The organism is Rickettsia endosymbiont of Ixodes scapularis (assembly GCF_000160735.1).
GTDB classification, from domain to species: domain Bacteria; phylum Pseudomonadota; class Alphaproteobacteria; order Rickettsiales; family Rickettsiaceae; genus Rickettsia; species Rickettsia tamurae.
Map to the genome: position 1 here is coordinate 960,654 of NZ_CM000770.1, position 5,056 is coordinate 965,709.

Sequence of the window (5,056 nt, forward strand, 5' to 3'; positions counted from 1 at the left end):
TCACTATGTATTAAGACTGCAAGTTCACTCTTCTTATTTCTGATCCCTACTACATTAAATATTTTACCTTTTGTACCAATTCTACGTTGTGACAAACTCACATGCGATCCTATGGCTAGAGGGCGAAATAACTCTTGTATTTTAACCATTTTTCCCCTTGCATTACTGATATATTGTCTATTTTCTCTAACTCGAAAAACGTATCTTATTTGATTTGTTCTAAGCCAAGAGAGCCATTCCTTACCTATAAATTCTCTATCAGCGGTTAATGCTTCAATGCGGTTTTTGTCAAAAACTTCTAAAAAACACTCCATCAGATCAATACGCTCAATATAATCAGAGTTACCACACTTTTTATCACTTAGAAAATTCCAAAAAGGGGGATCGCTATACCATGAAAACTGACAGCTAAATATAAAATATTTATATGTCGTTTACCAAATTTCCAATTCGTTCTATCTAAACACAATACCCATTTTTGCTCCTGCTCAAACCCAGTCATCATGACTAACATAACAGGTAATACTCTCCATGATATTGAGATTTCAGAGATAAATCTTTGCATCCTTCTATACCATGAAGCTGCTTTAATCCCAGACGGCATTCTATTGCATAACAATGACATGTTTACTGTCCTGCTGTTAAGCATTGAAATGATAAATAATCCTAAACATTTTGCTCTTGATAAATTAAGCGAAATATGTTTTTGTAATAATTCGACTAGAGGGGCGGAATGATCTTTCATATGTAAACCAAGTTCTTTCCCTGTTATCATCATGAATTATCAGCAAAATTCAATCCCTTAGTCCTTATATCTCTAAAAATTGTCATGTAGTAAGATGTTGGATAAAATATTATTGCTTAAAAGAGCATTAATAGAATCTGTGTTTAGTAAAATTAAACTATTGGGGAAGTTTGAGCATTCAAGGCATAGATCAGTTACAAATGCCTTTGTGCATATGGTTGCAGCACTGATAAATTATCAAATGTCTGATAATAAACCTTCTATTACATACTCGCGTATAATAGATATAAATAAATTAGAACCAAAAGAAAATATCGATAAATTTAATAAATTAGTCAATCAAGATATGCAGGCTTTTTCAGCAATTCAAGAAAACCTGGAAGAAATGAAAGAACAAGGTATAGCATAGGCAATTAAGATAGTGATATTAATAAAAGGATATGGTAAAGTAATTAACGCGAGTTTCGAATTAATATAGCATAGGATTTAGCATATCAAGAGAGATGTAATAGAAGGTTTATTATCAGACATTTGATAATTTATCAGTGCTGCAACCATATGCACAAAGGCATTTGTAACTGATCTATGCCTTGAATGCTCAAACTTCCCCAATAGTTTAATTTTACTAAACACAGATTCTATTAATGCTTTTTTAAGCAATAATATTTTATCCAACATAGACATAAGTTTATTTTTCATATTTTTCTTTACCCTAGTTACCATAAAAATTCCTTGCTCTAAAAGTTGTAGAAATAATTGTTGCGAAATATAACCACGATCTCCGAATATAGCTTAAGCAGGTAAGGTAGTTACTTTTTGTAATACGTGATAAGCAGCATCAAAAAAATATGTAAAGTTACTAGTATCTTTTCTAATTTGATGTTTAATTTTAAACCAATAATGTTCTATAGGATTAAGGTCAGGACTGTAAGTAGGAAGGAATAAAATACTTGCCCCTACCGATTCAATTAATTCTTTTACCTTAGAGTTTTTATGAAAATTAATATTATCCATTACTACGACTTGTCCTGCCCTTAATTCTTTAATGAGTATATCCTTGACATACGTCTCAAAAATAGCTTTATTACAATTGCCTTCAAATATTAGAGGTGCTACAATATTGCTATTAAATAGGCCAGCAATCATACTAATTCTGTGTTTGTGCTGATAAACTTTTTCACCATAACATCTTTCTCCTTTTGGGCTCCAGCCATGTTCTCGACACGCATTATCTTCTATTCCTGATTCATCCAAAAACACTAGTTTATCTTTGTCTATGGTGGTTATCTTTTCTATAAACTCATTTCTTAATTTATGATTTCTTTTGGGATGAAGAAAAGTTTTTTTATAGCTGTAACCAACTTTTCTAATCATGTTTATTATAGTTCTTGCTGACACTTTACTAGGATACAAGATGGCTAGCTCTCGACTGCTTTTATCTTTATTAGATTCCAAAAATTTTTTAAATCCTTCCATATCTGTTATTTTATGACTATGCCCTTTTTGATAGCCAGTTTTTAATTGAACATCTCCTGTTTCTTTCTTTAATTTCTTCCAATCATATATTACTTTACGGCTGATATTAAATACTTGACTTGCTTCTATTATTCTTTTCCCTGACTCAATATATTGAATCACTCCCTTTCTTAAATCATATGAATATGGACTTGGCATAACTATTTTCTAATTACTTTACCATATCCTTTTATTAATATCACTATCTTAATTGCCTATGCTATAGTAGCATTATTGCAAATTTTGCTCCATTACTCGAGAGCAGCAATCCTGCACTTGTTAACGGTGCTAAAAGAGTATTGGCAGAGCTAAATCCTGGATATTTAACGGAACACGGATGGGGAGAAAGTATAGCATTAGAATTACAAAGAGTAGCCAAACCTAAGCTATGACAAAGAATAGTAAGTGCTATTACCGGTACAGATTATGCTCAAAAAAATATAGATAAAGCAGTCGCTAACTTTGAAAAAAGTAATAGTTTGTATATAGATATGAAAAATTTGTCGGAAGAACTACAAAGAGAAAAACAAGCACCAAATAAAGGAAACAATATTGTAACAGTAAAAGAGCTAAAACAAGTAGCAACCCAAAGCTATAAGTCTTCTATATCAACCCCTATATCTCATGTTGAAAACCTTAATATAAAGTAGAGAGAGTAGGCAACAGTCAGGGCATAGTAAGTAGTGATTTATATGATAATATAGTTGCAAATTTTTAAGAAGTTTGATAATTTAGTTCATTATATCAAATAACTTAATAATGAGTATTATATGGCAGAGATTATAACTAATATAGATGATACTATTGAAAAAATTAAAAAAAACGATTAAGTAACTGAGATATCGGCTGCAGTAAAAGGTAAAATAGTTGATATAAAAAACGTAGATAGTAGATTAGATACTTTGAATAAAAATATTGTTACTCCCAATCCTATTCAACAATATTTACAATCTGAAGAATATATCACTAGTACGCTTGAAGTACTTGCCAGTAAAATTATTAGTGAAGTTGTAGAAAATAAAGATATACAAAAATTAGTAGATAATCTGCATATCAATTTAGGACAAGATACAAAACTAATACCTAGTGCAGCAGATAAGCTAAAGTTTGATGTCGCAAGGGCTGAAGCAGCACTTAAGGGTTTTGTACTTTCTCTAAATAAAGGAGGACCTTTTGATGAATTATCATTTATGGGTATAGAAGATGAAGAAGAAATCTTTGCCAATCCTATAAGAGCAACTAAAGAAGCATTAATAGCCGTAAGCGGAAATTCTATACCTAAAGAGCAATATGCACAGGCTGTAAAAGATAAAGCTATAGAAATCTTAAAACAAGATCCTAAAAACACTCCGGAAAAACTTGAGAAATATGAAAAATTTATTATTCAAGGAGATAAAAACCAGAAATTTAATAAAGATAGTAAGCAGTTTATCCCAAGAGTAAATCAATTATCTCAAGCGGAATTTAAGGAATTACAAAAGGCAGCCACTAATATGGTGCAGCAGATTAGTAATAGATTAGAAAAAAATAATAAAATTAGTAAGCAATTAGAACAAACTATTATACTTACTAACTCATCAGGCATAAAGAATCCTGAAATAATAATAAGGGAACTAAAGAACCCTCAGCTATAAGCTGAGGGGTTATAAAGTGGAATCGATTAGAAATCGATCATCATTCACAGGTTCACCTTCCTGTTCATCAATATAGTGCTGTATCATTTCATCAGTTATATTACCTGAACTGACCGCCATATAGCCCCTAGCCCACAAATGATTGCCCCAAAATTGTTTTCTTAAATGAGCAAATTCTTGCAATAAAATTCTTGAGCTACTACCTTTTAAATACTGTACTAACTTGCTAAGAGATATTTGTGATTTATATGAGATAAACATATGCACGTGATCACATGATATTTTCCCTGAAATTATATATACTTCATGTTCCATACAAATCTGCCTTAGTAAATCTCTAGCCCTTTCCGCTACTTTGCCTATCAATACTCTCTTCCTATATTTTGGTATCCATATAAGATGTACTTTTAAATCATACTGACTATGACTATTCTTTCTATAACTTCTCATGTTTCTTGATATAAATTCATTGCTAAAGCAATTTCATTATATCTTCCCTTCGCCTGAAGGCGAGGGATTTCTTATCCCCGAAGGGGGACATTAAATAAGTTAGATTCTACTTATCTAACTGAAAATAGTACTAAAATAGCCACTGAATTAAAAGATATTAATGATAGAGGCACTTCTTTATGGGGAAAATTTAAGCAGATATTTACAGGTAGAAACTATTTGGAAGAAAGATTAGGAAAAGTTGTAGATAAATATATTACTCTGAGTGATGGATATGTAGTGAAGACAATTAATGATAAAATCTTTTCAAACGCTTTAACAAATCCTGAAATTGCTGAAGGTCTAACAAAATTTTTAAATGAAAATAAAGATAAAGCAGCAACTAATCCTAAATTTAAAAATTTAATTCCTGTTACGGGTGAGCCTATTATAGTTCAACCGCAACAAGTTAATAATTTTAATTTAGCAGAATTAAGAAAAATCAATCCAATAGCATTTGATAAAACCATATTTGAAGATTTAATAAAACTAAGAAGCTCTAATATAAAACCCCCGCAAACTACTCCTAATACTTCTACTAAAAATCAAGAAGCAGTACGAAGAAGGGGTTAAATTTTAATATAACTTCATCATTGTGAGGAGGCTTTGTTACATTGCTTCTATGTCATTCCTGCGAGGCATTGTTGCATGGATACCGAGTCGTCATTGCGAG

At 31.1% G+C, this 5,056-nt stretch carries 7 protein-coding genes and 2 pseudogenes; 4 read left to right on the forward strand and 5 right to left on the reverse strand.

Annotated elements, in window-relative coordinates; genetic code table 11:
* Together REIS_RS11155 and REIS_RS04840 are read right to left on the reverse strand one after the other, a co-directional pair.
* Window positions 1-314: transposase (locus tag REIS_RS11155; RefSeq protein WP_008580154.1), on the reverse strand; the 314-nt coding region annotated here is incomplete at its 3' end.
* 47 nt (window positions 315-361) lie between these two features.
* Complete coding sequence (locus tag REIS_RS04840; RefSeq protein ID WP_008579269.1) at window positions 362-778, reverse strand: hypothetical protein; 417 nt, start codon at window positions 776-778, stop codon at window positions 362-364.
* 61 nt (window positions 779-839) lie between these two features.
* Between REIS_RS04840 and REIS_RS14220 the strand changes: the two genes are divergently transcribed.
* Window positions 840-1,154 (forward strand): transposase, encoded by a 315-nt coding sequence (locus REIS_RS14220; RefSeq protein WP_008580155.1) that lies wholly within the window; start codon window positions 840-842, stop codon window positions 1,152-1,154.
* A gap of 77 nt (window positions 1,155-1,231) precedes the next feature.
* Here the strand turns inward: REIS_RS14220 and REIS_RS04850 are convergent, their stop codons facing one another.
* A complete protein-coding gene (locus REIS_RS04850) occupies window positions 1,232-1,534 on the reverse strand; it encodes a transposase (RefSeq protein WP_050755365.1) in 303 nt (100 codons plus the stop codon).
* Window positions 1,535-1,537: 3 nt separating this feature from the next.
* Window positions 1,538-2,419 carry an IS630 family transposase gene (locus REIS_RS12620; protein WP_008579725.1) on the reverse strand — a complete coding sequence of 294 codons (882 nt, stop codon included), beginning with the start codon at window positions 2,417-2,419 and terminating at the stop codon, window positions 1,538-1,540.
* A 341-nt stretch (window positions 2,420-2,760) separates the two neighbouring features.
* Here REIS_RS12620 and REIS_RS04865 point away from each other — a divergent pair, with 341 nt between their 5' ends.
* Together REIS_RS04865 and REIS_RS04870 are read left to right on the forward strand one after the other, a co-directional pair.
* Entirely contained in the window at window positions 2,761-2,910 is a 150-nt protein-coding gene (locus REIS_RS04865; protein WP_241760887.1) for a hypothetical protein, read from the forward strand.
* A 120-nt stretch (window positions 2,911-3,030) separates the two neighbouring features.
* Window positions 3,031-3,876 (forward strand): annotated as a pseudogene (locus REIS_RS04870) (hypothetical protein); the annotation flags it as partial.
* A 27-nt stretch (window positions 3,877-3,903) separates the two neighbouring features.
* On the opposite strand, the gene tnpA reads toward REIS_RS04870, so the two are convergent.
* Window positions 3,904-4,344 (reverse strand): IS200/IS605 family transposase, encoded by a 441-nt coding sequence (gene tnpA, locus REIS_RS04875; protein ID WP_008579210.1) that lies wholly within the window; start codon window positions 4,342-4,344, stop codon window positions 3,904-3,906.
* Window positions 4,345-4,434: 90 nt separating this feature from the next.
* Here tnpA and REIS_RS04880 point away from each other — a divergent pair.
* Window positions 4,435-4,956 (forward strand): annotated as a pseudogene (locus REIS_RS04880) (hypothetical protein); the annotation flags it as partial.
* Window positions 4,957-5,056: the final 100 nt, after the last annotated feature.

Excerpts from the sequence above, each read along its gene's own strand:
- REIS_RS14220 (WP_008580155.1), top strand. The coding sequence starts at position 840 with ATGTTGGATAAAATATTATTGCTTAAAAGAGCATTAATAGAATCTGTG.
- REIS_RS12620 (WP_008579725.1), bottom strand. The coding sequence starts at position 2,419 with ATGCCAAGTCCATATTCATATGATTTAAGAAAGGGAGTGATTCAATAT.
- REIS_RS04840 (WP_008579269.1), bottom strand. The coding sequence starts at position 778 with ATGATGATAACAGGGAAAGAACTTGGTTTACATATGAAAGATCATTCC.
- tnpA (WP_008579210.1), bottom strand. The coding sequence starts at position 4,344 with ATGAGAAGTTATAGAAAGAATAGTCATAGTCAGTATGATTTAAAAGTA.